This is a genomic window from Saccharopolyspora soli (assembly GCF_022678645.1).
GTDB lineage: Bacteria > Actinomycetota > Actinomycetes > Mycobacteriales > Pseudonocardiaceae > Saccharopolyspora > Saccharopolyspora soli.
The window spans coordinates 1-966 of record NZ_JALBWV010000172.1 but is presented as its reverse complement, the minus strand read 5'-3'; the positions used below and the strand labels follow the sequence as shown (position 1 = coordinate 966).

Below are 966 nucleotides of genomic sequence, written 5' to 3'. Positions count from 1 at the left end.
GAGGCTCCGGCGGTAGGCGGGGTTGCTGATCTTGGCGTGGGTGGTGGAGTAGGACGGGCATGGCCGTGAGTGATCATGAAGTTGCTGACGCTTCGTGATCACAAGGAACGACCATGCCCGTGCTGCCATCTTCTCTTATCGAGCCGATCTGGGTCCAATTCGCCGCCCTGCTGCCCGACAGACCAGAGTTCGACCCCCGGCATCCGTTGGGCTGTCATCGCAGACGAATCCCGGATCGCGTCGTGTTCGAGCACGTCATCGACGCCCTCATACACGGCTGCGGCTACGAACGCATCGCCACCAAGCGGTGTTCGGACCGCACCATCCGCCGCAGGCTCGCCGAATGGGCCGAGCGGGGCATCGCTACCACGCTGCACGCGCTGTGCCTGGCCGCGTTCGACAAGATGATCGGCCTGGAGCTGGGCGAGATCTCCGCTGACGGCTGCATCACCAAAGCCCCCTGCGGAGGCGAGAAAGCCGGACCGTCACCGGTGGACCGCCGCAAAGGCGGACTGAAAAGATCCGCGTCCACCGACGGCAGCGGTGTGCCTCTGGGAATCGTCTCCGCAGGCGCCAACCGGCACGACTCACCCCTGCTGGAACCCACTCTCCAACAAACCCGCCAGCAGGTCGCCGACCTACCCGCCGGTGGCCTGCCCACCGCAGCGAGGGTGCACCTCGACAGCGGTTACGACAGCCGCAAGACCCGGGACCTGCTCGGCGAGCACGGTCTGACCGGTGTCATCGCCCGCAAGACAGTGCCCGCGCCGATACAGGCGGGCAGAAGGTGGGTAGTGGAGCGTACTCACTCGTGGATGAACAACTTCGGCAAGCTGCGCCGCTGCACCGACCGCAACGGCGCCATCGTCGACTTCTACCTCTACCTCGCTGCCGCGATCATCACCGTCCGTCAACTCATCCAACGCGCCAGACCCCTCTACCGCTGGCACACACGCCCCACCACCC

The 966-nt window shown here is 65.7% G+C and carries 1 protein-coding gene; it reads left to right on the top strand.

Annotated features, from left to right (window positions below):
• Nucleotides 1–113 precede the first annotated feature (113 nt).
• Nucleotides 114–966: IS5 family transposase (locus tag MOQ72_RS44145; protein WP_242192039.1), on the top strand; the 853-nt coding region annotated here is incomplete at its 3' end.